The organism is Kocuria sp. (genome assembly GCF_030530945.1).
Classification (GTDB): domain Bacteria; phylum Actinomycetota; class Actinomycetes; order Actinomycetales; family Micrococcaceae; genus Kocuria.
Window position 1 is genome coordinate 25481 of sequence record NZ_JAUMTZ010000002.1, and the last position, 25663, is coordinate 51143.

General features: G+C 72.6%; 22 protein-coding genes and 1 tRNA gene. 3 read left to right on the forward strand and 20 right to left on the reverse strand.

The window, feature by feature from the left end; translation table 11 throughout:
• Positions 1-144: 144 nt before the first annotated feature.
• The 4 genes from efeB to ybaK all read right to left on the reverse strand — a co-directional run bounded on the left by efeB (position 145) and on the right by ybaK (position 4353).
• A complete protein-coding gene (gene efeB, locus Q4A22_RS02590; protein WP_303177003.1) occupies positions 145-1635 on the reverse strand; it encodes an iron uptake transporter deferrochelatase/peroxidase subunit in 1491 nt (496 codons plus the stop codon).
• Between the two features lie 3 nt (positions 1636-1638).
• Entirely contained in the window at positions 1639-2805 is a 1167-nt protein-coding gene (efeO, locus tag Q4A22_RS02595) for an iron uptake system protein EfeO (protein ID WP_303177005.1), read from the reverse strand.
• Positions 2806-2881: 76 nt separating this feature from the next.
• The gene (efeU, locus tag Q4A22_RS02600) at positions 2882-3745 is read right to left on the reverse strand and encodes an iron uptake transporter permease EfeU (protein ID WP_303177006.1); all 864 of its coding nucleotides are present in this window, start codon (positions 3743-3745) and stop codon (positions 2882-2884) included.
• Between the two features lie 110 nt (positions 3746-3855).
• A complete protein-coding gene (ybaK, locus tag Q4A22_RS02605) occupies positions 3856-4353 on the reverse strand; it encodes a Cys-tRNA(Pro) deacylase (RefSeq protein ID WP_303177007.1) in 498 nt (165 codons plus the stop codon).
• Between the two features lie 369 nt (positions 4354-4722).
• Between ybaK and Q4A22_RS02610 the strand changes: the two genes are divergently transcribed.
• Positions 4723-5511, forward strand: coding sequence for a thioesterase II family protein (locus Q4A22_RS02610; protein ID WP_303177008.1), 789 nt, complete (start codon positions 4723-4725; stop codon positions 5509-5511).
• The gene (locus tag Q4A22_RS02615; RefSeq protein WP_303177010.1) at positions 5508-6284 is read left to right on the forward strand and encodes a 4'-phosphopantetheinyl transferase superfamily protein; all 777 of its coding nucleotides are present in this window, start codon (positions 5508-5510) and stop codon (positions 6282-6284) included. Before Q4A22_RS02610 ends, Q4A22_RS02615 begins: the two co-directional genes overlap by 4 nt.
• An 81-nt stretch (positions 6285-6365) precedes the next feature.
• On the opposite strand, the gene Q4A22_RS02620 is transcribed toward Q4A22_RS02615, so the two are convergent.
• The 3 genes from Q4A22_RS02620 to Q4A22_RS02630 all read right to left on the reverse strand — a co-directional run bounded on the left by Q4A22_RS02620 (position 6366) and on the right by Q4A22_RS02630 (position 13216).
• Entirely contained in the window at positions 6366-7799 is a 1434-nt protein-coding gene (locus Q4A22_RS02620; protein WP_303177012.1) for a DUF418 domain-containing protein, read from the reverse strand.
• Positions 7796-11797: a Pls/PosA family non-ribosomal peptide synthetase gene (locus Q4A22_RS02625; RefSeq protein ID WP_303177014.1), complete on the reverse strand. Its 4002-nt coding sequence runs from the start codon at positions 11795-11797 to the stop codon at positions 7796-7798. Before Q4A22_RS02625 ends, Q4A22_RS02620 begins: the two co-directional genes overlap by 4 nt.
• Before the next feature lie 456 nt (positions 11798-12253).
• A complete protein-coding gene (locus tag Q4A22_RS02630) occupies positions 12254-13216 on the reverse strand; it encodes a hypothetical protein (RefSeq protein WP_303177015.1) in 963 nt (320 codons plus the stop codon).
• 214 nt (positions 13217-13430) lie between these two features.
• On the opposite strand from Q4A22_RS02630, the gene Q4A22_RS02635 reads away from it, so the two are divergent.
• The gene (locus tag Q4A22_RS02635; protein ID WP_303177016.1) at positions 13431-14732 is read left to right on the forward strand and encodes a glycosyltransferase family 4 protein; all 1302 of its coding nucleotides are present in this window, start codon (positions 13431-13433) and stop codon (positions 14730-14732) included.
• Positions 14733-14751: 19 nt separating this feature from the next.
• On the opposite strand, the gene Q4A22_RS02640 is transcribed toward Q4A22_RS02635, so the two are convergent.
• The 13 genes from Q4A22_RS02640 to rplU form a co-directional block, all read right to left on the reverse strand.
• Positions 14752-15390, reverse strand: a complete 639-nt coding sequence (locus tag Q4A22_RS02640) for a WbqC family protein (protein WP_303177018.1) — start codon at positions 15388-15390, stop codon at positions 14752-14754.
• A complete protein-coding gene (locus Q4A22_RS02645) occupies positions 15387-15992 on the reverse strand; it encodes a PIG-L deacetylase family protein (RefSeq protein WP_303177019.1) in 606 nt (201 codons plus the stop codon). The genes Q4A22_RS02640 and Q4A22_RS02645 overlap by 4 nt, the downstream gene beginning before the upstream one ends.
• A gap of 174 nt (positions 15993-16166) precedes the next feature.
• Positions 16167-17480: a DUF2254 family protein gene (locus tag Q4A22_RS02650; RefSeq protein WP_303177021.1), complete on the reverse strand. Its 1314-nt coding sequence runs from the start codon at positions 17478-17480 to the stop codon at positions 16167-16169.
• A gap of 267 nt (positions 17481-17747) precedes the next feature.
• A tRNA-Ala gene (locus tag Q4A22_RS02655) sits at positions 17748-17820 on the reverse strand.
• A gap of 158 nt (positions 17821-17978) precedes the next feature.
• On the reverse strand, positions 17979-18398 hold the full coding sequence (gene rsfS / locus Q4A22_RS02660; RefSeq protein ID WP_303177023.1) for a ribosome silencing factor: 420 nt from the start codon (positions 18396-18398) through the stop codon (positions 17979-17981).
• Between the two features lie 32 nt (positions 18399-18430).
• A complete protein-coding gene (locus tag Q4A22_RS02665; RefSeq protein ID WP_303177024.1) occupies positions 18431-19303 on the reverse strand; it encodes a hypothetical protein in 873 nt (290 codons plus the stop codon).
• On the reverse strand, positions 19300-20031 hold the full coding sequence (gene nadD, locus Q4A22_RS02670) for a nicotinate-nucleotide adenylyltransferase (protein WP_303177383.1): 732 nt from the start codon (positions 20029-20031) through the stop codon (positions 19300-19302). The genes Q4A22_RS02665 and nadD overlap by 4 nt, the downstream gene beginning before the upstream one ends.
• A 59-nt stretch (positions 20032-20090) precedes the next feature.
• Entirely contained in the window at positions 20091-20348 is a 258-nt protein-coding gene (locus tag Q4A22_RS02675; protein WP_303177025.1) for a hypothetical protein, read from the reverse strand.
• Between the two features lie 83 nt (positions 20349-20431).
• Complete coding sequence (locus Q4A22_RS02680; protein WP_303177026.1) at positions 20432-21739, reverse strand: glutamate-5-semialdehyde dehydrogenase; 1308 nt, start codon at positions 21737-21739, stop codon at positions 20432-20434.
• A 67-nt stretch (positions 21740-21806) separates the two neighbouring features.
• Positions 21807-23099 carry a glutamate 5-kinase gene (proB, locus tag Q4A22_RS02685; protein WP_303177028.1) on the reverse strand — a complete coding sequence of 431 codons (1293 nt, stop codon included), beginning with the start codon at positions 23097-23099 and terminating at the stop codon, positions 21807-21809.
• The gene (gene obgE / locus Q4A22_RS02690; protein ID WP_303177030.1) at positions 23096-24691 is read right to left on the reverse strand and encodes a GTPase ObgE; all 1596 of its coding nucleotides are present in this window, start codon (positions 24689-24691) and stop codon (positions 23096-23098) included. The genes proB and obgE overlap by 4 nt, the downstream gene beginning before the upstream one ends.
• A gap of 148 nt (positions 24692-24839) precedes the next feature.
• Positions 24840-25094: a 50S ribosomal protein L27 gene (gene rpmA / locus Q4A22_RS02695; protein WP_012398199.1), complete on the reverse strand. Its 255-nt coding sequence runs from the start codon at positions 25092-25094 to the stop codon at positions 24840-24842.
• A gap of 43 nt (positions 25095-25137) precedes the next feature.
• On the reverse strand, positions 25138-25449 hold the full coding sequence (rplU, locus tag Q4A22_RS02700) for a 50S ribosomal protein L21 (protein WP_303177384.1): 312 nt from the start codon (positions 25447-25449) through the stop codon (positions 25138-25140).
• Between the last annotated feature and the right edge of the window lie 214 nt (positions 25450-25663).

Consider the following 25663-nt stretch of genomic DNA (forward strand, 5'->3'; position numbering starts at 1 on the left):
GTTCGATACGAAAGACGGTGCCAAGGCGGTCCGACACGCATAAGCGACCCGCGGCGTCGTCCGCCGTGCAGGTGTGCCCGGAACGGGACGAGCCGGGAGGGCACGCGGGGAGCCGGTCCTCGCGAGACAGGGGCGGAGGGGTGGTCAGGCCTCGAAGAGTCCGCGGCCGATGTAGTCCCCCGGGTCCTCGGAGACGCCCGGTGGAACGGCGAAGAGCCCGGAGCCGGTGTGGCGGAGGTACTCGCTCAGCGCGTCCTCGCGGGCGAGCTTGTTCTGCAGGGGCACGAAGCCCGTGGCCGGGTCCTTGACCATGGCGATGAAGAACAGGCCCACGTCCATGTTGCCCAGGGTGTCGGTGCCGTCCGCGTAGTTGTAGCCGCGGCGCAGCATCTGCACACCGCCGTTGCTGTCCGGGTGCGCCAGGCGCACGTGGGAGTCCGCGGGGACGATCGGCTGGTTGCCCGAGCCCATCATGGTCAGGTCCACGGGGGTGAACTCCTCGCCCCCGGACAGCGGGGCACCCGTGCCCTTGGTGCGCCCCACGATCTTCTCCTGCCCGGAGAGGGACTCCCGGTCCCACGTCTCCAGGATCATGCGGATCCGCCGGGCCACCAGGTAGGTGCCGCCCCGGAGCCAGGAGTCGTCCGTGACCCACACGTGGTCGTGGATCGCGCCGGTGTCCTCGGCCTTGAGGTTGGCCGTGCCGTCCTTGAACCCGAAGAGGTTCCGGGGCGTGGTCTGCTCGGTGGAGGTCGAGGAGGTGCGCCCGAACCCCAGCTGCATCCAGCGGGTGGAGACCACCCCGAAGCCCATGCGGATCAGGTTGTGCACGGCGTGGACGGCCACCTGGGGGTCGTCGGCGCAGGCCTGGATGCACAGGTCCCCGCCCGTGCGGGCGTCCTCCAGCCGGTCCCCCGGGAAGTGGGGCAGCTCCACCAGGCCCTTCGGGAGGTGGCGCGCGAGACCGAAGCGGTCCTTGCCGGAGGCGTCCCGGAACAGGGAGCGCCCGAATCCCACGGTCACGGTCAGGTGGGCCGCGCTGAGGTCGTGGGCCTCGCCCGTGTCCTGGGGCGGTGCGTACTCGGAGCCGCCGTCGAAGCCGGTCTCGGTGACGTCCAGGCCCCGGGTGATCCGCCGGCACGCGGCCGTCCACCTCGTGAGCAGGGCGACCAGCTCGTCGCGGTCCTCGGTGAGCACGTTGAGGGACGCGAAGCACAGCCGGTCCTGGGCGGGCGTCACGATCCCGGCCTGGTGCTCGCCGTGGAACTCCACGACGTCGTCGGGCTCGTCCCCGCCCAGGGCGTCTCCGACCGCGGCTGCAGCCGGGGGCCCGGCCAGACCCAGACCGGCGCCCACCGCGAGCGCACCGGCCCCGGTGCCGAAGAGGGCCCGCCGGGAGACGCCGCGGCGTTCCCGGGCCTCCGAAACCCGTCCGGGGTCCTCCGCGCCGGAGGTGACCCCCGGGCGGTCTCCCGCGGGCAGGGTCCCGGCGCTCGCCCAGGGCGCCCGGGCGGCGTCGGCCTCCCTGCTGGTGCCGGGTTCCTGGGCAGGGCCGGGAGGCTGCGCGGTGCCGGGGTTCTCGGAGCGGCTCCCGGGACGACGCCGGGCGCGGCCCCGGGGGCGATCCGGGGACATCGACTACTCGACCACCTTTTCCGTGACGGTGGACAGCGGCTCGGACAGGGCGTTCACGGCGTCGGAGAGCTTCTTGACGTCGTCCTTGCTGAGCTTGTCGTAGGTGACGAAGCCGTCACCGGACCTGTGCGTGTCGAGCAGCTTCTGCAGCTCCCCGAACCGGGTCTTGAGGGTGGAGTTCAGCTCGGCGTCGCGCTTCTCGAGCAGCGGGGAGAGGTCCTCGTACGCGATGCGGGCGCCGTCCACGTTGGCCTGGAAGTCCCACAGGTCCGTGTGGGACCAGGTCTCCTCCTCGCCGGTGACCTTGCCGGTCGCCACCTCGTCGAGCAGCTCCTTGGCACCGTTGGAGAGCTGGTCGGCGGTGAAGGTGATGTCGCGGGTGCGGTCGTGGAGGGTCTGGGTGTCCGTGACGAGCTGGTCCGCCAGGGCGTCCCGGTCCTTCTGCGCCAGGGCGGTGTAGCCGGTGGCGGGGGGCCACAGGTCCTTCTCGATGCGGTGCCAGCCGGTCCACTTCTGGCCCTTCTCGAGGTCCGCCTCGCGCAGGTCCAGCTTGGGGTCCAGGTCCCCGAAGGACTCGGCCACGGGCTCGATGCGCTCCCAGTGCATGCGCACGGGTGCGTAGAGCTCGCGGGCCTTCTCATCGTCACCGCTGCGGTACGCCTCGGCGAACTCCTTGGTGCCGCTGAGCAGCTGCTCGGCCTGGTCTTTGACGTAGGACGCGTACTGGGTGGTGGCCTGGTTCTTCAGGTCGCCGTCCTGGGCGTCGGCCTGGGTGCCGCCCTCCCCCTTGGTCACGGTGAAGTCCCCGCGGATGCCGTCCCCCACCATGCCGGGCTTGCACGCGGTGAAGTACTTGCCCTCCGGTGCGGTGACCGTGAGCTGCCGGTTCAGGCCCGGGGCGATGTTCTCCACCTCGCCCACGATCCGCAGCCCGTCCTCGCCGAGGAGGTAGAACTCGGTGACCTTGGAGCCGTCGTTCTTGACGTCGAAGCGCAGGGTGCCGGACGGCGCCTCCGTGGTCGAGACCTCGCACTTGTCGTCGGTGCTGGTCACGGAGATCGTGCCGTCGTCCTTGCCGCCGGACTGGTCGTTGGGCTGGCACGCGGAGAGGGTGAAGAGCAGGCCCGTGGCTGTCACCAGGGCGGGCAGGGTCGTGGCTGTACGGGGCATCGTGGTCCTCGGTCTCGGCCGTCGACGGCGACGGCGGTGGGTCGGGTCGGTGGATCGGGTCGGGTGGCGGGGTGGTTCAGGCGGCGGTGGTCACCGGGGTGCCCGCCCGGGCGGGGGTCTTCCGGGATCCCCCGGCGCGCGAGCGCAGCACGAACAGCGGCATGACCACCAGCACGTAGAGCCACCACACGGTGAACTCGAGCCAGGTGGTGGCCGGGGAGAAGTTGAAGACGCCCTTGAGCAGCACCCCGTACCAGCTGGTGGGCGGGATGGCGGCGGAGACGTCGAACGCGAGGGAGTTCAGTCCGGGCAGCACCCCGGCCTCCTGCAGGTCGTGGAAGCCGTAGGCCAGGACACCGGCGGCGACGACCACCAGGAAGCCCCCGGTCCAGCGGAAGAAGGTGGAGAGGTTCAGGCGCAGCAGCCCGCGGGTGATGGCCCACGCGATGCCCACGGCCACGAGGATCCCGAGCACCGCGGCCAGGGTGGGACCCAGCATTCCACCCGCTCCACCGTTGGCGCGGGTGGCGGCCCACAGGAACAGGGCGGTCTCCAGGCCCTCCCGGCCCACGCTCAGCGCGCCGAGGGCCACGATGCCGATCGCGGAGCCCTCCACGGCCACGGCCGCGCGGGACTCGAGCTCGTGCTTCATGTTCCGGGAGGCGGCGGCCATCCAGAAGATCATCCAGGTCACGAAGCCCACCGCGATGATCGACAGCGACCCGCCGATCGTTTCCTGCGCCTCGAAGGTGAGGGTGGAGGGGCCGAAGGTCAGGACCGCCCCGAAGGCCAGGGCCACCACGATCGCCGCGGTGACGCCCAGCCACAGCGGGCGCAGGGCGCGGTGGTGGCCCACCCGCTTGAGGTAGCCCACCAGGATGGCGACGATCAGCGCGGCTTCGAGCCCCTCGCGCAGGCCGATCAGAAATGTTTGGAACATGGCATCGTCTCCGAATCCCCTGAGGTTAGGCACGCCTAAGTCATGCGGGGTCAAAGTAGCACGTGTCACCCGCCGCGGAGGGCTCGCGCGGGTGTGTGTCGTGGTGCGTGTCAGGCGGGCTGCGCGACGGCCGCGAAGACCGCCCCCGTGACCTTCGCGAGGTCCTGCGGGGCGAGGCCCACGTCGAAGCCGCGGCGACCCCCGGAGACGTAGATCCGCTCAAGGCCCCGGGCACCTGCGTCCACGACCGTGGGCAGGTGGGTGCGCTGGCCGAGGGGGCTGACTCCCCCGAGCACGTAGCCGGTCAGGCGCTGCACGTCCGCGGGGTCCGCGAGGCGCGCCTTCTTCGCACCCAGTGCGGCCGCGGCGGCCTTGAGGTCCGCCCGCGCCGCCACCGGCACCACGCACACCCCGAACCCACCGTGCTCCAGCGCCACCACGAGGGTCTTGAACACGCTCTGCGGATCCAGCCCCAGTGCCTCGGCGGCCTCCGTGCCGTAGGACTGCACACGGGGGTCGTGCTCGTAGGGCAGTTCCTCGAACGCGACGCCCGCCGCCGTCAGTGCCTGGGTGGCCGGCGTGGCCGAACTCTTCTTCCTGGCCGCCATCTCTCGTCCTTTCCGTCTCGTCCGTCCGCCGGGTGGGGACGCACCGGGCGGTCACCGACCCCCGCGGGCGGACCCCCGAGTACTGTGGACACGAGCCCGCCGCGCGGACGGTGCGTGTCCCGGTCCTCCGAGCCTACGACCCTCCCGCCGCACGGACGAGCACCCCCCGCACCACCGCTCTCGGCACCACCGGCCCCCGCGCCACGTCCACCCCGCCACCGTTCTTCCCCGCCCGTGCTGCTCCGTCACCCGTCCCCCACGACGGCGCCCCCGCACGGCGGTCACGCGAGGCGGGGCTGTGAGGTGGGACCACCGCGTGACGCCCCCGGCGGCCCGCACCCCGTCCCAGGATCCAGGAGGCCCGGCACGTTGGCCACGACCCCACCCCCCGGCACCACCTCTCTGCCCGCGGCACCACCTCCCGCCACGGCCCTGGCGCGCTGGTCCACCGCAGGCTCCCCGCGCCGCCGCCTCGTGCTCTTCCCCCACGCCGGCGCCGGAGCCCTGGCCGGACGGGCGCTGCAGGAGACCGGCACCGAGGTGCTCGTCCACCGCCGCCCTGCCCGGGAGTCCCGGATGGTCGAGGACTCACCCGCTGACGTCCCCGGCCTCGCCCGAGAGGCCCTGGCCGTGCTGCTGCCGGTGCTGGACGCGGACGAGCTCCCCACGGCCGTCCTGGGGCACTCCTTCGGGGCGCTGCTCGCCGCGGAGGTCGCCGCCGCGCTGGAGCGCGAGCGTCCCGGCAGGCTGTGCCGGGTGGCGCTGTCCGCGAAGGCCGCGCCGCCCGCCCCGGACCCCCACCTCGCCCGCGCGCTCGCGGACGACGACGCCCTGGCCGCCTGGGTGCTCGGGCTCGGCGGCACCCCCGAGGAGCTGCTCGCGGACCCGGAGCTGCGGCAGCTCGTGCTGAGCCCGCTGCGCCTGGACCTGACCGCGTCCCTGGCCCACACGGATCCCGCGCCCCGGCTGCGCACCCCCCTGCTGCTCGTGAGCGCGGACGGGGACCCCACGGCGTCGGCGGAGGACATGACCGGGTGGGCGCGCGAGGCGGAGACGCCCGTGCAGACGCTGACGGTGCCCGGGGGCCACCACGCCCTGTTCGAGCACGCGGACGCCGTGCTGCGGGCCCTGTGGGGCGCGGACGGGCAGCCGCGATGAGCGCCGGGACCACCGCGGTGCGCCAGCCCGTGTGGGCGCAGCACCGGCGCCGCGTGCCCGGAGCCCCGGCGGACCTGACCCTGCACGTGCTGCCCCTCGCCGAGCTCTCGCCGTGGGCGTTCTCCGCCGCGGACTGCCTCGGGGAGGCGGAGCAGGAGAGGCTCCGGCGCGTGCAGGAGACCCGGGCGCGGGAGCTGTTCCTGGTCTCCCGGGTGGCCCTGCGCCACGTCCTCGCACACCGGCTGGGCTGCCGGGCGCACGAGGTGCCGCTCGTGCACGACCCCGTGACCGGGGCCCCGCGCGAGATCCACGGACGCGCCGGTGCCGTGACGGGTGCCCCGGACGCAGGACCCGAGCTCGCGGCGTCCGCCCCGTTCGGGGTGCAACCAGTGCACTTCTCCCTCTCCCGCACCCGTGGCGTGGTGGCCGTGCTCACGGCCCAGCGTGCGGTGGGTGTGGACGTGGAGCGGCTGCAGAGCCCCGTGGAGGCGGACGTGCTGCTGGACGTGCTGCACCCCGCGGACCGGCAGCGGATCGCCCGGCTGCGCGGGCGGCGTCGCGCGGCGGAGGTGACCCGCACCTGGGTGCGGGTGGAGGCGCTCGTGAAGGCCTGGCAGACGGGGCTCGCCCGGGACCCGGCGGGAATCCACATCGGAGCGTCCGCGCGCGCCGGCTACGGGCACGGGTGGCACGTGAGCGACGTGCGCACCGCCACCCGGGAGAACGCCCGCCTGGCCGTGGCATGGCAGACGGACCCCGGCCCGGTGGGCTGAGGTCCGTCCGCGGTCACGCCGTCCGTGACCGTCTCGTCTCCCGCGGCGCCCCGGGACGGCATCCCGGGACGCGGCGGGCGACTACTCGGGGCTCGTCCCCGTCCGCCGACGCCGCGCGGGCGTCTTCTCGGGCCTGACCACGGCCGCTGCCGCACCCTTGGAGACCCGGGTGACCAGCCGCTCGAGCGGACCGGTGCCCACCGCCTGCTGCCACGCCACCGCGAACAGTGCCGCGACCACGAGCTGGACGAAGAACCAGAACCACGGGGTGGTGTCCGTCCACACGAGGCCCAGGAACACCAGGTGGGAGACGTACAGGGTCAGCGTCATGGAGCCCATGGCACCCAGCCAGGTGAGCCACTTGCCGATCACACGGCTCAGCAGCAGGAACGCGCCGAGCGCCACCATGGCCAGCCCTGCGCTCTCGAACAGGGCGAAGGGGGTGTTGGTGTGCGGCCCGGAGAGCAGCAGCCACAGGTTGGTGGTGTCCGGCATCTGGGGGTCCGGGCCGTAGACCTGGATGTTCCAGACGTCGTCCGAGGTCATCCACGGGGTCGCGTCGATCAGACGGTCCTCGAGGTCGAAGCGCATGAGCATCAGCATGGACACCCCGCGGGCCACCGCGGCGGTCACGGCGCCCACGATCACGAGCAGCACCTGCACCCGGTCGCGGGACAGCGGGAGCCTACCGAGCGCCATGCCCAGGCAGATGAACGTCATCCACGTCAGGGCCGGGTAGGTGCCGGTGAGGAACAGCTGCGCGAGGACCGTGACCGGGCTGGTGAGCAGCTCCGCGTAGCTGGGGTTGCTGTAGACGTGGGCCGGCAGCACCGACAGGGACCACTGCATGAGGAACGGCATGATCACGCCGAAGGCCACGGCGGACGCCAGCAGCCACCGCACGCCCAGGAGCGTGAAGGGGATGGCCAGGAGGAACATCAGGCCGTAGTAGATCAGGATGTCGTCCACCGGCAGGGCGATCAGGTTGACGGTGAGCCCGATCAGGAACAGCACGAGCGCGCGCACCAGGATCGAGACCCGTGCGCGGGTGCCGTCGCGGCCGCGGCGGGGGTTGCGCCCGCCCGTCATGAACGCGAGGCTCACGCCGGCCAGGGTGGCGAACAGCGCCGCGGAGTGCCCCGCGAACAGCCGCCACTCCAGGGACGGGTTGCCATCGGCGTCGGCCACGGCCGGCAGCACGTGCACGGCCACCATGCCCACCAGGGCGAAGCCGCGGGCCACGTCCACGCCCATGATCCGGCGCTTGGTGCGCCGCCCGTCCGCGCTCGTCACGTTGCGGGTCGCCGCACCCTGCCGGGGCGCGGAGGTGGAGCGGGGCGGTGCGGTGACCACGGGCGTCGCCGCCGTCCACAGCTCGCTCTCGGCGGCGGTGCGGCCCTCGTCGCCGCGGTCCCCGAGCCACACCTCGCGCGGTGGCCGCCGGCCCGGCACGGGCCGCTGCCCCACCGGGAGGTCGCCCTCCACGACGTCCTCGTTGAGACTCTGCTGGGTCATTCGGTGACTCCCTCGTGCTGGGGGGCGCGTGCCCCGGTGGGCAGTGCCACCGTGGGTGCAGCCGCCGCGGTGGACCCGCCGTGGTGGGCGGGGGCTGCAGGGGCCGACGCCGCGGCGAGGGCTCCCTGCTCGGTGGCCGGGGCCGCGGTGGGCAGCACCTGGGCGCTGACCACCTGGTCCCCCGGCTCCAGGTGGCGGACGGGGTTGCCGCCCCAGTTGCCGTCCGAGGGGATGGTCTCCTGGCGCATCACCAGGGACCCCGGTGCCACGGTGGTGCGCTCCTCGATGGTGGCGCCCGGCAGCACGAAGCTGTTGGGGCCCAGGGTGGAGCCGCGCTGCATGGTCACGGGCTCCATGCGCATGATGCGGTCGTGGAACAGGTGGGTCTGCAGCACGGTCCCGCGGTTCACGGAGACGTTGTCCTCCAGGCGCACCAGGTCGAACTCGGGCAGCCACCAGCTCTCGCACCACACGCTGCGCCCGATGTGGGCGCCCATGAGGCGGGCCCAGGTGTTGAACATGGGCGAGCCCACGCTCAGCCGGACCATGGAGGGCACGGCCAGGGACTCGGCGAAGACGTCCATGAGCTCGTTGCGCCACACGAAGGAGCTGAACAGCGGCCGCTCACCGGCACGGAACCGGCCCACGAGCGCCCACTTGACCAGCACCGGCACCAGGCACGCCACGGTGCTCGCCGCGGTGAGCACCACACCGGACCAGGCGAACGCGGCAACCACGCCGCTCCACCCCATGCCGTGGGCCATGTAGATGTCCGTGAGCACGTACACGATGATCAGGTCCAGCCACGCCGAGACCATGGCCGGCAGGAACCGGAAGAGCTCCACGAACGCGCGCGCGGCCCGCAGGCGCCGCTGGGGCTGGAACGTGGACTCGGCGTCCGTCTCGGTCTTCGCGCGGGCGATCGGCTCCGCGGTGCGGCCCAGCCAGGACGAACCGGCCGGGGCGTGGTGCGGAGCGGAGCTGAGCACGGCCACGAGGGCGTCGGCGGGCAGGTCCCGGTCCGGGCCCACGATGCCGGAGTTGCCCACGAAGGTGCGCTCGCCGATCACGGAGGTCCCCACGTGCAGCCAGCCGAAGCCGGCGCGGTGGGAGGTGACCAGCGCGTGGTCGGCCAGGAACGAGCCGTCCTTCAGGGTGGTCAGGTGCGGGATGGTCTCCGCGGTGGAGATCTCCACGTTGCGCCCCACCTTCGCGCCCAGCAGGCGCATGAACCACGGGGTGATGCACGAGGCGTAGATGGGGTAGGTGGAGATCAGGGTGCGCTGCATCAGCGTCTCCGTGAGCCACGTGGCCCACCCCACCGGTCCGTTCTGCGGGAAGTAGCCGGGCACGATCAGCCCGGAGACGAGCCGCACGACCGCGACCACCAGCAGCAGCCACACGACCGCCGTGACCACGGTGAACACGGGAACCCACACCGCCACGATGGGGAACACGATCTCGTACTCCTGGATGTGGATCACCCGGGTCAGCACGAGCAGCGCACCGGGGATCAGGGCCAGGAAGGGCAGCAGCCCCACCAGCAGCGCCCCGGCGGAGAAGGCGAGGTGGGAGGTGGCGCGGCCCCAGGTCCGCACGCCGCCCACTGCCTCCGGGGACTCCTCGGGCCAGGTGAGGCCCGCGGTGCCGCGGTGGCGCAGCGGGGACCCGCCCCACAGCTCCCCGTCCGGGATGCTGCGGCTGACGTGGGAGCCGGGCAGCACCTCGGCGCCGATGCCCACGCGCATGCCGGGGTCCACCAGGGTGCGGGTGCCCACGCGGGCGTGGTCCCCGATCTCGATGGCACCCACGTGGAAGACGTCCCCGTCCAGCCAGTATCCGGAGAGGTCCGCCTCGAACTCCACGGTGGCGTGGTCCCCCACGCTCACCAGGCCGGTGACGGGCGGGGTGTTGTAGACGTGGGCGTCCTTGCCGATCCTGTTGCCGAACAACCGGTGCAGCCCGCGGGCCATGGGGGTGCCGGTCAGCACGTCGTACTTGTTGTAGACCACCACGCGCTCGGCGGCCCACACCCGCAGGTGGTTCCAGCTGCCGCGCGGGTAGTGCCCCGGTCTCAGACCGGCGGTGAGCAGCCGCACCGTGGCGGCGCCGATGAGCACCCGCCCGGGCAGGGAGAACATCACGAGCCACCCGAGCACCAGGGGCAGCAGAGGCGGCACGGGGACCCACCCGGCGTCGGCGACGACCGCGAGGATCCACACCACGATCACCGCACCCAGGACGTAGCGGAAGCCGTTGACCACGTTCAGTGCCAGCAGGAAAAGCCCCTGCAGCCAGCCGGTGGAGGCGGGCATGGGCTCGGGGTCGCGCTTGACGTCGTGGGACTCCCCGAGGGTGGCCAGGTAGCCGGCCATGCCCTCCAGGGTGGGGTGCGCGTAGATCTTGGCGATCTCGGTGTCCGGGTGGGTCTGGCGCAGGGCCGAGACCAGCCGGGCCAGCGCCACGGAGCTGCCGCCCATCTCGAAGAAGTCGCTGTCCGCGGCGAACGGCAGCGGGCCGAGCTGGTCCGCCCACAGCTCCGCGAGCCAGGCGAGGTCACCCTCCAGGGGCGCGGAGCCGTCGTCGTTGGTGTTCGGCAGCGGCCAGGGAAGGGCCTTGCGGTCCACCTTGCCGGAGGTCTTCATGGGCAGCTCGTCCATGAGGCACAGGGCGGGGACCATCTGCCCCGGAAGCCGCTCCACGAGCCAGCGGCGGGCGTCGGAGAGGTCCACGGAGCCCTCCGACTCGGGCACCAGGTAGCCGGCGATCACGCTGCCGCCGCCCGGGGTGGAGTGCACCGCGCAGGCGCCGAGCCGCACGCCCGGGACCTCGGTCATCTGGTTGTCGATCTCACCGAGCTCGATGCGGCGGCCGGAGACCTTGACCTGGTCGTCGGCGCGCCCGGCGAAGACGATGCCCTCGGGGTCCGCGCGCACCACGTCGCCGGAGCGGTAGGCCCGGTCCCAGCCCAGGGACTCCAGGGGCGCGTACTTCTCGGCGTCCTTGGCGGGGTCCAGGTAGCGCCCGAGCCCCACGCCGCCGATGATCAGCTCACCGGTCTCCCCCCAGGCCACGGGCTGGCCCTGGGCGTCGACGACGGCGAGCTCCCACCCGGGCACGGCGAGCCCGATGCGGATGGGTGCCTCTCCCGTGAGCAGTGCGCCAGTGGCGATCACTGTGGCCTCGGTGGGGCCGTAGGTGTTCCAGACCTCACGGCCGGGGCGCACCAGGTGCCGGGTGAGCTCCAGGGGGCACGCCTCGCCGCCGAAGATCAGCAGCCGCACGCGGTCCAGGGCCTCACTGGGCCACAGGGAGGCGAGGGTGGGCACGGTGGAGACCGCGGTGATCTGCTTGTCCACGATCCACTGGCCCAGGTCCGGGCCCGAGCGCACGATCCTGCGCGGGGCGGGCACCAGCGTGGCCCCGTGGCGCCACGCGAGCCACATCTCCTCGCACGAGGCGTCGAAGGCCACTGACAGTCCTGCCATCACGCGGTCGCCGGGGCCCAACGGGCGGCGCTGCAGGTACATCTGAGCCTCGGCGTCCACGAGGGCGGCCGCGGAGCGGTGGGTGATGGCCACTCCCTTGGGCTTGCCGGTGGAGCCGGAGGTGAAGATGATCCAGGCGTCGTCCCCGGTGCGCGGGGTCTCCGTCTGCTCCCCCGGGGTCACCGCGGGGTTGCGGGTCAGTTCCAAACCCTGCCCGAAGACGGCGGCCACCCCCGCCTCCTGCCACACGGTGTTGGCGCGCTCGTCGGGATCGTCCCAGTCCACGGGGACGTAGGCGGCACCCGCGAAGAGGGTGGCCAGGATGGCGACGTAGAGGTCCACGCCGCCGGAGGGCACGCGCACACCCACGCGGTCGCCGCGGCCGATGCCCAGGTCCCAGAGGCGCTGGACGTGCGTCTCGATCCGGTCCTCCAGCTCGCCGTAGGGGACGGACTCGGTCTCGTCCTCCAGGGCGACGGCGTCCGGGTACTGGGACACTGTGTCAAGCACGATGTCCACGAGAGTGCGCGGTGCCGGTGGCTGCTCCACCGGGTACACCGCTCGGTCAGGGGCCGTGCCCCACGGGACGGCGGCCGCCGAGGCCCCGTCGCTGAGATTGTGGCTGTCCACTGCTAGTTCGCTCCCCCTTGCTGAGGGCCCGTGAGACAGGAGGAGACGGACGCGTGCCCCGGTCGAGGTGCGTCAGCGCGGATGTGTGGATATGGCCGTGCGGGTCCCCCGACCCGACCGGCGGCGCGACATCCGTGTGGCGCGCCATGGCTCCCAGCGGTACTCCCCCTGCTGGCCCAGTCTGAATCCCCAGGGTACGTGAGGGTGCAACTCGGGTGCAATGCAGGAAACAATGCTCTCCGTCACCCCCGGGAAATGCCGGATCACCCCCGGAGTAAAGCCGGACGGGGCGCCGGGAATGCCATTCTGGTCACCATGTCCCACAAAACGGGGACATTACGGCGTGGGGCTCGCCGGGGGCTGCTCCGCACCCAGCAGCTCGTCCAGGATGGAGGCGTCGGGCATGTCGAAGTGCGTGTGCCCGGGAAGGAGTTCGAGCCGGGTCCGGGTGAAGCCACGGGCCTCGTAGAAGTGCTGCCCGTCCGTGGCCGCGGTCACGGCGTCGAAGTCCGAGTCCTCGCCCGCGCCGTCGTCCTGTGCGCCGGTGAACCACCACATCCGCAGCTGCCGCTTCTGCTCGGCGGTCGGGGCGGTCCCGAGGGAGCTCGGCGCACCTCCGCCGCCCACCATCACGGCACCGCCGGTCACGAGGTCCCGGGCGTCGCTGAGCACGCCGTAGCTGAGCATTTCAGCACCCCCGGAATACCCCATCCAGGTAATCCGATCTTTTTGCACGGGCAAATTCCTGAGCAATTCTTTTTCGGTGAGCGCACGCAGCCAGCGCAGGTTGGGTGCCATGTCCCGCCACCAGGTGCAGTCGCCGTGGCAGTCGGGCGTGAGCGGGACCACCAGCAGCGCGTTGTGGGAGGCGGCCACCGCGGCCAGGCACGTGGTGCGCCCCCCGGGCTCGGTGAACTCGGCCCCGCCGTCACCGTGCAGGTCCACCACCAGCCCCACGGGCTTCGAAGTGTCCACGCCGCCGTCCACCACGTGGTACTGGCTCGTGACACCCCGGTCGGTGAAGGACTGGTCCAGCCGTCCCAGCGCCCCCGCCTGCGTCTGGTCCTCGTCGGTGGGCTGCGTGGCCCGGGTGACCGTGTGGGGGTGCGCCCGGGAGTCCTCCGCGGACAGGCCGTAGCGGGTGCAGTCGGTGCTGGGGACCTCCGCCGCGGTGAAGGGTTTCACCACGAGCAGCACCACGGCCACCACGAGAACCACCACGAGCGCCACGGCCGCCAGCACCACCGCCGCGCGTCGGCGGGACGTGGTGCGCTGGCGCGGGGCGGCGGGGGTTGGCATGGCGGACATCGTACCCCCGCCATCCGCCTCCCCTCAGCCGCCCTTGCGTGCGGCCCCACGACGCCGCCCTGCCGCCTCCCGCCCGCCGCGACGGCGGCCAGGCAGAGCGGGACCTGCAGACGTTCCGTCGGAGCGCTCTCGGGCCTCGACTCCCGGGCCGTGGCGTGCGGAACGGTCCCCACCGTGCGGCGTCACCCCTGGCTAGGCTGGACGCATGACTGATCCTGCACTCCCCGGAGCGCGCCTCGCGCCGGGCGCGGGCCCGTCCGGGCTCCGCCTGGGGCTCGCCTTCCACGGCGACCCCTTCGACCCCGCGTCCTGGTCCGGCACGCCCCGCGGCATTGGGGAGGCGCTGCGCGCCCAGGGGCACGAGGTTGTGGGGCTCAGCGCACGCGCCGGTGACCGCGTGGACGCCGGCCTGCAACGGGTGCTCGCCGCGCCGCGGATGCTCCCCCGGCTGCCCGCGATCCACCGGGGCCAGGCCGTGTCCGAGGCCGTGGACCACGCGAAGTCCGCGGCACGGATCGGGGCCGAGTACCGGGCGCTCGGCTCGCTGCGGATGCGCCGCGAGCTCGCCGGCGCCGGACACCTGGACGCCGTGGTGCGCATGGGCACGTCCTTCGAGGTGCGCCACCCCCGCGTCATCACGTTCGAGGACCTCACGGTCCGGCAGGCCGTCGACGCCGGCGAGCTGGAGTGGGCCCGCACGGGTGCCGCCACCCACCGCATGCGCCTGCGCGCCCAGCAGCGGGCCTTCCGCGAGGCCGTGGCGTGCTGCACAGCCACCCCGTGGGCCGCGGCCTCCGTGGTCGGGGACTTCGGGATCGCCCCGCAGAAGGTCTTCCCCGTGGGGCTCGGCGCCAACCACCTCCCCGGCGCCTCCCCCGTGGATGCACCCCCGGACGACGACGCCGCACGGCCGGCTCCCCTGCCCCCGCCCGCCCCCGGGGACGGCAGGGACTGGAGCGTCCCGCGCTTCCTGTTCGTGGGCAAGGCGTGGGAGGACAAGAACGGTCCCGTCCTTCTGGCGGCGTTCCGCGAGCTGCGCGAACGGGTCCCTGAGGCCACGCTGGACCTCGTGGGCAACCACCCCCGTGTGGCAGAGCCGGGCGTCACCGGACACGGCTTCCTGCGCACCTCGGACCCACGGCAGCGCGCCCTGCTCGCGAGTCTCTACGGGCGCGCCACGTGCCTCGTGGTGCCCACCACGTTCGAGCCGGCGGGCATCGTCCACGTGGAGGCCGCCGCCGCGGGGGTTCCGAGCATCGGCTCCGCACGCGGCGGGGCCGGGGACATGATCGGCCCCGCGGGGCTCACGGTGACCCCGGGGGACGCCCCGGAGCTCGTGGCCGCGATGGAGCGCATGTCGGACCCGGGAACCGCACGGCGCATGGGCGAGGCGGGGCGCGAGCGCGCCCGGCTGTTCACCTGGGACCTCGTGGCGCACCGCATGCTGCAGGCCGCCGGTCTGGAACCGCACGACGACGCCGCCTGGCAGGATCTCTTCCCCGGCTGAGCTCCGCGCGCACTACCTCTCAGCGGTGGTTCATGATCGCCGCCATGGGGTCCTCCAGGTCCATGAGCAGGCTCACCACGGAGTCCCCGGTCACGTGCACGTGGTCGGACCAGGTGAGCTTCAGCCCGTGCGCGGCGAAGTACTCCTCGGGGTTCTCCACCATGTAGGCCCGGCCCCCGGAACCGGCGTAGTACTCGTCGCCGCCCACGGCCTTCACCTGCTCGATCAACCGGTCCGTGGCGTGGTGAGCGGGGGGATCCGTGAACAGCAGCGGCGTCGTGATGCCCAGGGCGTCCCGGACGATCTCCACGAGCTGCAGGTTGACCTCGTCCAGGGCGGTGCCCGAGCAGGCGCGGATCCGCTCCACGAGCTCCGGGCCGCGGCGGCGCCACTGCGGGGCCCCGCGGTAGCGTCCGGTGATGACGTTGCTCAGGTTCTCCTGCCACCCCTGGCGCACCCGCACGTCCGTGATGGGCACCAGGGACGGCTTGCCCTCCAGCCGGTGGGAGGCCCAGGAGCCGCGCATCATCACCCGGCGCTGGTAGCCGTGCTTCTGGAACTGGTCGTGCCGGGACACGATGAACGCGTCCGAGACCGCCATCTTGTACCAGAACCCGGAGTACGGCAGCAGGTCCGGCTGGTGGATCGTGACCCTCACGGGCGCACGTGCCGCACGAGGGCGTACTGCTCGGCGTAGGCCACGCCGCGCACCCGTCCCAGACCCGCGGCCAGGTCCTTGATCGCGGTGATGGGGTGGTTCTCCCCCGGGGTCTCGGACTCGTAGCACAGGCAGGCGCGGGCCTTGCGGTCGGCCTGCTCGGCGGTCAGCGGCTCGAACGTGTTCCAGCGCAGGTCCGTGGGGTAGAGGGCCACGTCGTACACGAACACGGACGGCGCCGCCCAGTGCCCCGGGGACATGGACAGCCGCGCGCTGCGCATCCCGGCCTCGTACGCCGCGATGTGGTCCTGGTGCAGGGAGGGGAACGGCAGGTACAGCTCCTCCGGCTCCAGCTCGTCGCACAGCCCGTCCAGCAGGCGCACGAGCCCGGGCATGTCCGCCCCCACTGTGCCGTCCGGCAGCCGCAGCTCGCGGACCGCGGTCACGCCCAGCACCTCCATGGCGCGGGCGAACTCACGACGCCGCGTGGCGTCCCCGTCCGCGAGCACCGCCACGGTGCACTCCTCGGGGAACTTGGCCAGCAGTCCTCCGCACCCCATGCTCTCGTCGTCCATGTGGGGGGCAATGACCAGTCGTCTCATCGGCTGCTTCCGGGGGTCGGGGGTGGGGGCGGAGATCCTGGATCTCCGCAGTCCATGCTAACGAGCGGTTCTCGGGTCCTGCACACGCCTCACCCCGTGGCTCGTCCGGGCAGGCATGACGTCTGAGGTGTGGAAATGCCACGATGCGTGCCGCCCGGCGGTCATTTCCACGCCTCAGACTTCACCACCCCCGGTGTCCCCGCGTGGTGCCATGTCCCCCAGGCCCTGGGCGTCCGTGCCCGCCGCCAGTCGGCGGTCCAGCGGGTCCTCCCACCAGCCGTCGATGCCGCGGTCGAGCGCGTCCAGGCGCTCGCGCAGCGGCGGGTGCTGCTGCGGCGGAGTGAGCGTGAGCAGCGTGGTGAACAGGGCGCGGAGCCTGCGCTGGACCTGCACGGAGGTGGTGGCGAACTGCCGGATCTCATCCGTGGCTGCGGCCACGTGGTCCTCCCACGTGTGCCCCCAGCGTCGCAGCAGCACGGCTTCCGGGTGCCGCGCCACGTCACGACGCCGCTCGCTGAGCCGCGGGGACAGCCGCACCAGGACCTCCTCGATCTGGTCCAGCGCCTGCACCGCGCGCGTGGGGTCGTTGACCGCCGGGGACAGTGCCTTCAGCGCCGTGTCCACCATCGCGCGGATGGCACCAAAGGGTCCGTTGTCCGGCGAGAGGATGTCCCCGAACGCCACGGCGCGCTCGAGCTGCCGGTGCTGCTCGGGGGACGTGGGGGCGCTGGTGCGGAACAGCAGACCGCCGGGAGGCACGGGGGAACCCACCTCCGGCACCAGTTCGACGCGCATGCCCCACGCGTCCTCGCAGTCCAGCAGCCGTGGGGTGTTCACGGCGAGGACGCAGTCGCCGTTCGTCCTACCCCCGGGCCGGCGCTCCCCGCGCCGCCGGACCTCGTGGCCCTCCGGGACCGCGCGCGTCTCCACCACGTCCGCGTGGGTGTGGAACCGGGCCGGGTCGTAGCGCGTGGCGTTGCAGCCGTCGTGGGCGAGCCGGCGCAGCAGCATCCCCGGGTTCAGCTGCTGGGTGATCCGCACGGTCACCGCGATGAACATGGTGCCGCTGGCGAGGGTCGCCGCAACCGCCAGGACGGTGCCCACCCAGGGTCGGTAGGCGTCGTCGCGCACCGCGATGCTCAGGGCCACCAGCAGGGAGTAGACGAAGGTGCCCGTGAACGCCCCCAGTCCCCACTGAATGACACGGTCGCCCTGGAACACGGGCACGATCCGCACGGACATGGCCGTGATGCCCAGGCTCATGGCCGTGGTCAGCGCGGTGAACACCAGACCGGCCAGGGTGACCATGGCACCGGAGATGATGCTGAGGATCGAGGCCACGGCGCCGGTGTCCAGGTCCGGGTAGGCGGTCACCGCGGAGCCCAGGAAACGGTCGACGAACGGCACGAGCACCCCGAGCGCCAGGGCCACGGCGAACACCCGGAACAGGATCCCCCACATCGTGGCCACCCGGGTGTGGTTGCGCATCCGCTCCCACTCCCGCCGGTTCGAGGCGGTCTCACGCGGGGTGGACGACCCGGATCCGCCCGGACCACGTGCGGCGACTGGGGATTGCCCGGTCATTCGGCCCCTCCTGTCGGCGGTCACGCGGCGCATCACCCGCGGACGGGGTGGAGCCGCGTGTCACGGTCGGGGCCCACCCTACCGAGAACCGCCTCCACCCCCGGGAGGGAATCGGAGGGAATACAGAAAAATCCCCCCACCGTGAGACGGTGGAGGGATCTTTCTGTTCTGTGGAGCTAAGGGGACTCGAACCCCTGACCCCCTGCATGCCATGCAGGTGCGCTACCAGCTGCGCCATAGCCCCGTGCGACTTCCGAAACTTTACCACGCCCGCCACGTCCCGTTCATCCGGATCTGCACCCGGACCACCGTTGTATGGCTTTGCGCTTCCAGTTCCCCGGAACGACTCGATCATCCTAGTCAGGATGATCGAGCGGGCGCAAATCCCGGAAGGGGCGGCTCTCAGACGGCGCGCGGGGCTGCGTCGTCCGACTGTCCACCGGGCACCGCTGCGGCGGGTGCGGGCAGCTGCACGTCGATCGCGGGCGAGTCCCCCCAGAGCCGCTCGAGGGCGTAGAACGCACGGTCCTCGTCGTGGAGCACGTGGACCACGGCGTCGCCGTAGTCGAGCAGCACCCAGCGGCCCTCGCCCTTGCCCTCGCGGCGCAGGGGGCGGCGGTCGAAGCGCTCGATCAGCGCCTCCTCCACGGCGTCCACCACGGCGGCGACCTGGCGCTCGTTGGGCGCGGAGGTCACCATGAAGACGTCCGTGATGGCCAGGCTGTCGCTGACGTCGAACGCCACGACGTTCTCGGCCTTCTTCTGGTCGGCGGCGAGCGCCGCGGCGCGCACGAGCTGGATGGATTCGGTGGTGGCAGTCACGGAGGTGGGCTGTCCTTTCACGGGGTGGGTGTCTAGAGGATGAAGACGATCAGGGCCACGGCCAGTGCCACGACCGCGGCGAGCAGCACCGCGAGCACGATGCGCGTGGGCGCGCCCGCCCGCGTGTAGGCCTTGGGCTCGAGCAGGCGGAGCCCCTCGGCGTCCACGGCGCGCACCGGCTCGGCGGGGAGCTCGGACGGGGTCGCGGGCCGTTCGGTGGGGGTGCTCCGCCCGGCGGGGGTGGAGAACTCGGTCGCGGAATCGCCTGGCGTGTCGACCGCGGCATTGGAGTCCGCGGCCGCGTCGACCGGGAGCTCGGGGCCGGTCTCCGCCGCGTCCTGCGTCCGCTGGGGGGCCTGGATGGGGATCATGCTGGTCTCGGTCACGGGGCCGTAGTGGACCGCCGAGGCCGGCAGGGACGCCGGGTCCGCGCCGCTCACCGGCAGGTCGAGACCCCCGGCGGCGGTGTGCTTGGCGGGGGGCAGGGTCACGGTGACCCGCTCGGCGGAGGCGGGCCCGGCGGCGTCGTCCGCGGCAGGACCGGAAGGCGCAGGCTGGGCGGCGACGGCGCGCTCGGCGTCCTGGCGGTCCTGCTCGTTGGCCGCGGCGGCCCGCACGGCGAGCTCCGCGAGGCGGTGCTGGGTGGCGAGCAGGGCCTGGTCCACCTCTCCCCTGCCGGAGCGGCTCTCGGACTCCTGGATCCGCTGCGTGTGCTCGGCCATCTCCCGCTGCAGCCGCGCGAGCCGGCGCGGCCCGAGGGGCTTGACGGGCTCCGACTGCTGGGGCGTGTCCAGCTCGATCATGGGTGCCGGCGGTGCGAGCCGCTCGTTCTCCCCCGTGGCGGGGTGGGTGCTCCAGGGCCCGGGGGCGTCCCGGCCGGGGGTGTTCTCGGGGGGTGTGCTCACGCGGTGCTCCTTGGGTCCGAGCGGGGGTCCTCGGGGGTGTCCGCGGACGCGGACGGCTCTGCTGCGGGCGTCCGGCCCGCGCAGGACGGCGGGGCCAGGTGACCGGGCGGCTCCACGCAGGCGCTGCCGCGGTAGAGGCCGTACTTGTTGATGTACTGCACCACGCCGTCCGGCACGAGGTACCACACGGGCTTGCCCGCGGCCACGCGCGCACGGCAGTCCGTGGAGGAGATGGCCATGGCGGGGACGTTGAGCAGCGAGACGCTCTCCGAGCCCACCGGGGCGGAGAGCACGTGGCCGGGCCGGGTGACCCCCACGAAGCGGGCCAGGCGCCACAGCTCCTCGGCGCCGCGCCACGTGAGGATCTCCGCCATGGCGTCCGCGCCGGTGATGAAGAACAGCTCGGCCTCGGGACGCTGCGTGTGCAGGTCCCGCAGGGTGTCGATGGTGTACGTGGGGCCCTTGCGGTCCACGTCCACGCGGGACACCGTGAAGCGGGGGTTGGAGGCGGTGGCCACCACGGTCATCAGGTACCGGTGCTCGGCGTCCGAGACCTCCTGGTCCGCCTTCTGCCACGGCTCGCCCGTGGGCACGAAGACCACCTCGTCCAGGTCGAACACGGCGGCGACCTCCGATGCCGCCACGAGGTGCCCGTGGTGGATCGGGTCGAAGGTCCCGCCCATCACCCCCAGCCGGGTGCGGCCGGGGGTGCGCGGTGGGATGTTCAGCTCCGTGGCGGCGCCGTCCGCCGCGGTGCTCGTGGACTCCACTCCGCCGGTGGCCGGGTTCAGTGGCGCGGGGCGGCGTGCACGCCGTCCAGCATGGCCTGCTCGTCCGCGGGCAGCTGGGCGGGGTCCTGGTACTGGCCCACCTCCGGGGACTTGCCCCGGGGCGAGAAGGAGAACGCCGTGAGCAGGGCCAGGACGAACAGCACGAACGCGAGGGCGCCGAGGACCGGGGCCAGGGCGTGCAGCCCCTCGTTGACGGAGTGCCCCTCCTCGGCGGCCAGGACGGTGGCGTGGGACAACAGGTACAGCGAGCTCATGCGGTTCCCTTCTCGGGCCGGCGGGGCCGGTCGGTTGATACGACGCGCGCCGTGGGCGGGCGGCGTCCGTTCCATGGTACGTCTCAGGCGCGGACGTGCCCGTCACCCTGGACGAGCCACTTGGTGGTGGTCAGCTCCTCCAGGCCCATGGGCCCGCGGGCGTGCATCTTCTGCGTTGAGATCCCGATCTCCGCACCCAGGCCCAGCTGGCCGCCGTCCGTGAAGCGGGTGGAGGCGTTGACCATCACGGCCGCGGAGTCCACCTCCGCGGTGAAGCGCTCCGCGTTCGCGAGGTCGTTGGTGATGATCGCCTCGGTGTGCCCGGTGGAGTAGCGCCGGATGTGCTCCATGGCCTCGTCCAGCGAGTCCACGACCTTCACGGCCATGTCCATGTCCAGGTACTCGGTGGCCCAGTCCTCGTCCGTGGCCTTGAGGTGGTCCGACCCCGGGGGCAGCAGCGCGGCCGCGCGGTCGTCCACGTGCAGCGTGACCCCGGCCTTGTCGAGCGCGGCGAGCACCTCCCGGGAGGTCTCCTCGGCACCGCTGTGCAGCAGCAGGGTCTCCGCGGAGTTGCACGTAGAGGTGCGGTGCGTCTTGGAGTTCACGCTGAGCCGGGCGGCCATCTCCGCGGGCGCGGAGGCGTCCACGAACACGTGCACGTTGCCCTCGCCGGTCTCGATGACCGGCACCGTGGCGTTCGTGACCACCGACTGGATGAGGCCGCGGCCGCCGCGCGGGATCAGCACGTCCACCTTCCCGCGGGCACCCATCAGCGCGTTGGCGCCCTCACGGCCGTAGTCGTCCACGGTCTGCACGCAGTCCACGGGCAGCTTGGCGTCCGCCAGGGCGTCCCGCAGGATCCCCACGAGCGCCCGGTTGGTGTCGAAGGCCGCGGAGCCGCCGCGCAGCAGCACGGCGTTGCCGGACTTCACGGCGATCCCGGCGATGTCCACCGTCACGTTCGGGCGGGCCTCGTAGATCACGCCCACCACCCCCATGGGCACGCGCACCTGGCGCATCCGCAGCCCGTTGGCGAGGGTCTGCCCGCGCACCACGGAGCCCACGGGGTCCGGCAGCGCGGCCAGCTCGCGCAGCGCGTCCGCGAGCCCGGTGATCCGCGCGGCGTCGAGCCGGAGACGGTCCAGCAGCGCGGCGGAGGTGCCGGCCTCCCGGCCCCGCTCCAGGTCACGGGCGTTGGCCTCCAGCACGACGTCCCGGAGGGACTCGATGCGATCAGCCATCAGGTGCAGGGCGCGGTCCTTCCGGGCACGCGGGGCCCGGGCCAGGGCACGCGCGGCGATCCGCGCGTCGTCGGCCATCAGGCCCACCCCGGTCACGGGGTCGTCCCCGAACGTCTCCTGGGCGGTCAGTACGGACGTGCTCTCGGCCACTGTTCCTCCTGCGGTGCGGTGTCGGTGTCTCGGGTGCGGTGTGACGCGCGTGGTGCGCTCGGCGGTGCTAGGTGGAGAGCCTGGTGCGGGCGGAGCGCGGGCGCAGGTTCACCAGGTTGTCCACGTGCACGAGCTCGCGCGCGTAGTCCTCGCCGAGCTCCTCGCCCAGCTCGTAGGTGCGCTTGCCCAGCATGCCGGGGATCTCGTCCGAGCCGTAGTTGACCAGCCCGTGGCCCACCTCCTCGCCGTGAGCATCCACCATGGACACCGGGTCTCCCGCACTGAACGTGCCCGCCACCGCGGTGACGCCCGCGGCGAGCAGGGAGCGGCGGCCACGCACGGCCGCCACGGCGCCGTCGTCCAGGGTGAGGGTGCCCTTGATGTCCGCGAGGTGCGCGAGCCACAGCAGCCGCACGTTGCGCCGTCCGCCGGTGGTGGCGAACCAGGTCCCCACGTCCTCGCCGGCCAGGGCCCGCTCGATGTTCGCGGCGGAGGTCACCAGCGCCGGGATCCCGGACGACGCCGCGATGCGCGCCGCCTGCACCTTGGTCACCATGCCGCCGGAACCCACGCCCACGCGGCCGACCGTGCCGATCTCCACACCCTCGAGGTCCGTGACGGGGTCCGAGACGGTGGCGATCCGCTCTCCGCCGTCCTTGGGGGGCCGGGTGTAGAGCGCATCCACGTCCGAGAGCAGCAGCAGGGCGTCCGCCTTGATCAGGTGGGCCACGAGTGCGGCGATGCGGTCGTTGTCACCGAACTTGATCTCGTGGGTGGCCACGGCGTCGTTCTCGTTGACGATGGGCAGGATCCCCAGGTCCAGCAGCCGCTCGATCTGCCGGTGCGCGTTCTGGTACTGCTTCCGGCGCATGAGGTCTTCCGCGGTGACGAGCACCTGGCCCACGGTCACGCCGTGGCGCGCGAAGTGCTCCGTGTAGCGGGAGATCAGCAGACCCTGGCCCACGGAGGCCGCGGCCTGCTTGGTGGCGAGGTCCTTGGGCCGCCGGGAGAGCCCCAGCGGCCGCAGCCCGGCGGTGATCGCCCCCGAGGAGACGAACACCACCTCCACGCCCTGCGCCGTGACCCGCCCGAGCGCGTCCACGATGGAGCGCAGCGCGCCCTCGTCGATCGAGTTCTCGATGGAGGTCAGGGAGGAGGAACCCACCTTCACCACCACGCGGCGGGCCCTGGGCAGCTCCTCGCGGCTGCCGATGGCCGAGCGGCGGTTCTTCCCGCGGCTCTCCGTGCTGAGCTGGATCGCGGACTTGGAGGCCTGCCGCTCCACCGCCGAGACGTCGATCGTCTCGGCGGCGGTCTTCCCGTGGCGCCCGGTCGTCCCGTGCCCGGAGGCCCCACTCATTGCTCGCCCGTCCCCTTGGGTGCGGCGGTGCGGCGGTTCCGGGCCTCGTCCACGGACTCCGTCCAGATCCCGGCGCGGCGCTCCTGCTCCAGCTCCGCGCGGGCCTCGGACTTCGCGTCCATGCGGTCGTAGAACTGCTCCCGCTTCTCACGGCGGGTGGGGCGCGCGGTCTCCTCCAGGCGCAGGTCCGAGCCGCGGGGCCCGCCCAGCAGCTCCGCGCCGCTGACCATGGTGGGCTCCCAGTCGAAGACCACGCCGTTCTCCTCCGGGCCGATCAGCACCGCGTTGCCCGGCTTGGCACCGATCCGGAACAGCTCGTCCTCGATGCCGAGCTTCGCGAAGCGGTCCGCGAGGTAGCCCACGGCCTCGTCGTTGTTGAAGTCGGTCTGCAGCACCCAGCGCTCGGGCTTCTCACCGCGAACGTGGTACAGGGGCTCCTCCGCACGGTCCTCGCGCGTGATCACGAACTCGTGGCGGTCCCGCCCACGACGACGCCGCGCGGGCTCCGGGTGGAGGACCGGCACCGTGCGCTGCCGCTCCTCGCGGGCCTCCTCCTGCTCCCGGGCCTCGGAGACCAGGCTCGCCATGGCGAAGCCCAGCTCCCGCAGCCCCTCGTGGGACGCGGTGGAGACCTCGAACACGGGGTAGCCGCGCCGCTCCAGTTCAGCACGGACGAAGTCCGCGAGCTCGCGGGCGTCCGGGACGTCCACCTTGTTGAGCACCACGAGCCGGGGCCGGTCCGTGAGCGGAACGGTGGTGGGGTCGTCGTCGCGGATGGCCTCGGCGTAGTGCGCGAGCTCGGCCTCGAGGGCGTCCAGGTCCGTGAGGGGGTCCCGCCCGGGCTCCAGGGTGGCGCAGTCGATCACGTGCACCAGCGCCGCGCAGCGCTCCACGTGGCGCAGGAACTCCAGCCCCAGGCCCTTGCCCTCGGAGGCGCCCGGGATCAGGCCGGGGACGTCCGCGACCGTGAAGCGGGTGTCCCCCGCCTGGACCACCCCGAGGTTCGGCACGAGCGTGGTGAACGGGTAGTCCGCGATCTTCGGGCGGGCCGCGCTCATGGCGGCGATCAGGCTGGATTTGCCGGCGGAGGGGAAACCCACCAGGGCGACGTCCGCGATGGACTTCAGCTCGAGCTCCACCTCCTGCTCCTCGCCGGGGATCCCCAGCAGGGCGAAGCCCGGTGCCTTGCGCTTGGGGGACGCGAGGGCGGCGTTGCCGCGGCCACCCTGGCCCCCAGCGGCGAGCACGTACTCGCTGCCCTCCCCCAGCAGGTCCGCGAGCACGTTGCCCTCGCGGTCCTTGACCACGGTGCCGTCCGGCACGGACAGCACGAGGTCCTGGCCCTTGAAGCCGTGGCGCATGTCCCCCTTGCCGGGCTCGCCGTTGGGAGCCTTCTGGTGGGGTGCGTGGTGGAAGCCCAGCAGCGTGGTGGACTGCCCGTCCACGCGCAGGATCACGGACCCGCCGTCCCCGCCGTTGCCGCCGTCCGGGCCGCCCAGGGGCTTGAACTTCTCGCGCTTGACGGACACGCAGCCGTGGCCGCCGTTGCCGCCGGTGGCGTGCACGATGACTCGATCAACAAAACTGGCCACGGGGCTCCTCGCCGTCTGGGTCACCCGCGCGGGTGGACCGGTGTGCTGCACAAAAGACTAGAGGGTGAGCGCGTGATGCGCCCACCCTCCAGTGGTCGTCGCCGCGGGAACCGCGGCGACGGGTGGACCCGAGGGTCCGGACAATCGACTACTCGGCGGTCTGGATGTTGACCACGCGGCGCCCGCGACGGGTGCCGAACTCGACCACACCGGCGGCCAGGGCGAACAGGGTGTCGTCCTTGCCGCGGCCCATGTTCAGGCCGGGGTGGAAGTGGGTCCCGCGCTGGCGGACGATGATCTCGCCGGCGTTGACGGACTGGCCGCCGAAGCGCTTCACGCCCAGGTACTGGGCGTTGGAGTCACGGCCGTTGCGAGTGGAGCTCGCACCCTTCTTGTGTGCCATGGTGTGTGCCTACCTTCGTTGGAAATGTACGGGGGACCGGTGATCAGGCGTCGATGCCGGTGATCTTGACCGTGGTCAGCTCGGCGCGGAAACCCTGACGCTTCTTGTAGCCGGTCTTGTTCTTGTACTTCATGATCGAGATCTTGGGACCGCGCAGGTCCTCGACGATCTCGGCGCTGACCTTGACGTTCGCCAGGGTCTTGGAGTCGGAGGTGACCTTGTCCCCGTCGACCAGCAGCAGCGCAGGAAGCTCGATGGTGCTGCCTGACTCGCCGGCGACACGGTCGAGGGTCACGAGGTCTCCGACGGAAACCTTCTCCTGGCGGCCGCCTGCGCGGACAATCGCGTACACCACTTGGGAACTCACTTCTCTCGACATCTATGGACTGCGTGAATGGCCGGATGGCTCCTGGAGGACAGCGAATGTCGAGGCATCACACCGCGGTGGTTCACGACCGACCGCGTGGTTGTCGCGTCGAAACAGGAGATTCACCCGAGCGTGCCGCTTCCGGGTGCATGTCACGGGAATGACGCACACCGGTGGCTGGCACCGACAGCCCAGACTACCC